The following is a 2729-nucleotide window of genomic DNA, read 5'->3' on the forward strand; positions in this document are numbered from 1 at the left end:
CGCGAGGTGACCTCGGCGTGGGCGTTGGAGCGGCTGGCCGAGGCCGTCGCCGCGGACGACGGCGGCGCGGCGCTGCGCGAGCTGGTCGCCGCCGAGTTTCCGCCCGAAGCGCAGGTCGGCGAGCATGTCGAACTCCGCGTGTCGGCGCTGCAGCGCCTGGGGGCCGCATTGCACGCCCTGAGCGATCAGCGGGTGCTCGACGACGCGGGAACCTTGCGCGCGGTGCGTTCCGAGGTGCTGGTCATCGGGGCCACCGAGGATCCGATGCATCCGGCTTCGGCGGCGCGGCGAACCGCCGAAGCTTTTCCGGGCGCACGGCTGGAGTTGCTGGATTCCCGCGCGCCGATGGTCACCCACCGCCGCGAAGTGCGGGCGTTGCTGAGCGGTTTCCTGGGCGGCTGATTCCTCGGCAGGACCCCGTATCGTCGGCGCATGGCTGTTGACTGGTCGCTCGCGGCCGGGACGTTGCAGGTCTCGCCCGCCCTCGACCGCCCGGAACTGCTGGCTGAGCCGGTGCTCGCCGCGGTACGGGCGTTGCCGGGGACCGAAGCCGCTCGCGTCGGTGTCGCCGAGATCGACCCGGCGCTGGCCGACACCGCCGAGTTCTGCGCGCACTACGGCTCGCCGTTGGAGCTGTCGGCGAACTGCGTCGTGGTTACCGGCAAGCGCGGCGGCGAAGTCCGGCACGCGGCTTGCTTGGTGCTGGCGACCACCCGCGCTGATGTGAACGGCGTGGTCCGGCGGCGGCTGGACGTGCGGAAAGCCTCGTTCACGGCGATGGACGACGCGGTGTCGCTGACCGGCATGGCCTACGGCGGCATCACTGCGTTCGGGCTGCCCGCCGGGTGGCCGGTGCTGGTCGACGCGGCGGTGGCGCGCACTCCGGCCGTGGTGGTCGGCAGCGGCCTGCGCGGCAGCAAGATCCTCACGGCGGGCGAGGTGCTGGCCGATCTGCCCGGCGCCGAAACACTCCCCGACCTGGCCCGCCCTGCGCCCGCGGAGTGAAGGACCGCCCACTACGGCTCGGCGCGCGGTGAAGCGCCTGAGCGTGCCGATCGGCGCTCAGAACACGACGGTGCGTTTGCCGTGCACCAGGACGCGGTCCTCCAGGTGCGCCCGCAGCCCGCGGGCCAGCACGATCTTCTCGATGTCGCGGCCCTGCCGGATGATGTCCGCGACGGAGTCGGTGTGGTCGACGCGGGTCACGTCCTGCTCGATGATCGGCCCCGCGTCGAGCTCGGCCGTCACGTAGTGGCAGGTGGCGCCCACCAGCTTCACCCCGCGCTCGTACGCCTGGTGGTACGGGCGGGCACCGGCGAACGACGGCAGGAAGCTGTGGTGGATGTTCAACGCCCTGCCCGCCCACGCTTCGCAGAGCTCGGACGGCACGACCTGCATGAACCGGGCCAGCACGAGCGCGTGCGGCTGGTGGCCGTCCGCCAGTGCGCGGATCTCCTGGAAGGCAGCCGCCTTGCCTTCCGGGTCCGCCGCGGGCGGGAACGGCACGTGGTGGAACGGCACGCCGTGCGCCTCGGTGATCGGGCGCAGCCGCGGGTGGTTGCCGATCACCGCCCGCAGATCCACGTCGATCTCCCCGGAGGAGATCCGCCCGAGCAGGTCGTGCAGGCAGTGGCCTTCGCGGGAAACCAGGATCACCACGCGCCGCCGCTGTTCGGTGTCGGTGACCTGCCAGCTCGTGCTGCCCAGCTCCGCGGCGACCCGGCCGACGCGTTCCCGCAGTTCGTCCACGCCGAACGGCAGCGAGTCCGCGCGGACGACCTGGCGGGTGAAGAACCAGTTGGTGTCGGGGTCGGTGTGGTAACCGGCCTCGACGATCCATCCGCCGTGTTCGGCGAGGAACGACGTGATGCGGGCGACGATCCCGGTGCGGTCCGGGCAGCTGAGGCTGATCACGTACGACACAGCTGCGCATTCTCGCACCGCAAGGCCGTCTCGGCCGGGATCAACGCCCGGCGACGAGCCCGCCGAGCGCTGCGTCGCCGGTGATCATCGCGCCGCTCGGGCGGCCCCAGACCCGGCGGTAGACCGCGTCGGCGGTGCCCGCGACGGTCGCGTCGACCTCGTCGGCGCCCAGCGCGGCATCGGCGGGCGCTCCGATCTGCGGTGGCTGCCCGGCCAGGAACCGCACCAGCCAGGTCCGCCCGGCGTCGGCGGCGTGGTAGAGCACCCGGCCCTGGTGCGCGGACTGCGACCAGTCGCCCAGCGGCGCGATGACGGTGAGCATCTCGTCGATCCCGTCCGCGGCCAGCTCCGGATCGAAGATCAGCTCCGAACCGCCGTCCGCGGCCAGCACCGCGTCGAGGCGGTGGATCGCGGTTTCGTGCGTCATGCGCCGGGTCCACGACTCGGGTGTGCCACCCGGGAAGAACGCCCACACCGCCCGCTGCGGGTCCGGCGCGGAAAGCGCCGTGGTGAGTTCGGCGAAGCGCTCGTCGAACCAGGTCAGCGCCGCGTCGAACGCGTCGGGCGCGGCGGGCGGCCGTGGCCGCTGATCGTCCGGGCCGGATTCGAGTCCCAGCTGCACCATCGCGTAGACGCGGGCCAGGTGGCGCAGCAGCTTGCGCACGTCCCAGCCGGGGCAGGTGGGCACGGTGGCGTCCGGGCCAGCTGCCACCGCAGCCGCGCGGAACGCTCCGACCTGCTCTTTCAACATTGCTTGCGAAAATTCGCCGACCATGCCGCGGAGTTTACGAGCCGGGCGAGCCGGC

At 72.6% G+C, this 2729-nt stretch carries 4 protein-coding genes; 2 read left to right on the forward strand and 2 right to left on the reverse strand.

Translation table 11 applies throughout. The annotated features are described in order from the left end of the window. Together IJH84_RS18145 and IJH84_RS18150 are read left to right on the forward strand one after the other, a co-directional pair. On the forward strand, positions 1-402 hold a 402-nt coding region (locus IJH84_RS18145), incomplete at its 5' end, for an alpha/beta fold hydrolase (protein WP_367269047.1). Positions 403-432: 30 nt separating this feature from the next. Continuing rightward, positions 433-1005 (forward strand): YbaK/EbsC family protein, encoded by a 573-nt coding sequence (locus tag IJH84_RS18150; RefSeq protein WP_200068895.1) that lies wholly within the window; start codon positions 433-435, stop codon positions 1003-1005. Positions 1006-1062: 57 nt separating this feature from the next. Here the strand turns inward: IJH84_RS18150 and purU are convergent, their stop codons facing one another. Together purU and IJH84_RS18160 are read right to left on the reverse strand one after the other, a co-directional pair. Beyond that, positions 1063-1914: a formyltetrahydrofolate deformylase gene (purU, locus tag IJH84_RS18155; protein ID WP_200069361.1), complete on the reverse strand. Its 852-nt coding sequence runs from the start codon at positions 1912-1914 to the stop codon at positions 1063-1065. Positions 1915-1963: 49 nt separating this feature from the next. Continuing rightward, a complete protein-coding gene (locus IJH84_RS18160) occupies positions 1964-2698 on the reverse strand; it encodes a maleylpyruvate isomerase family mycothiol-dependent enzyme (protein WP_295146590.1) in 735 nt (244 codons plus the stop codon). Positions 2699-2729: the final 31 nt, after the last annotated feature.

It is taken from the genome of Saccharopolyspora sp. (assembly GCF_017434145.1).
Taxonomy (GTDB): Bacteria; Actinomycetota; Actinomycetes; order Mycobacteriales; family Pseudonocardiaceae; genus Saccharopolyspora_C; species Saccharopolyspora_C galaxeae.

Coding starts and splice junctions, on each gene's coding strand:
- IJH84_RS18150 (WP_200068895.1), top strand. CDS start 433: ATGGCTGTTGACTGGTCGCTCGCGGCCGGGACGTTGCAGGTCTCGCCC.
- IJH84_RS18160 (WP_295146590.1), bottom strand. CDS start 2,698: ATGGTCGGCGAATTTTCGCAAGCAATGTTGAAAGAGCAGGTCGGAGCG.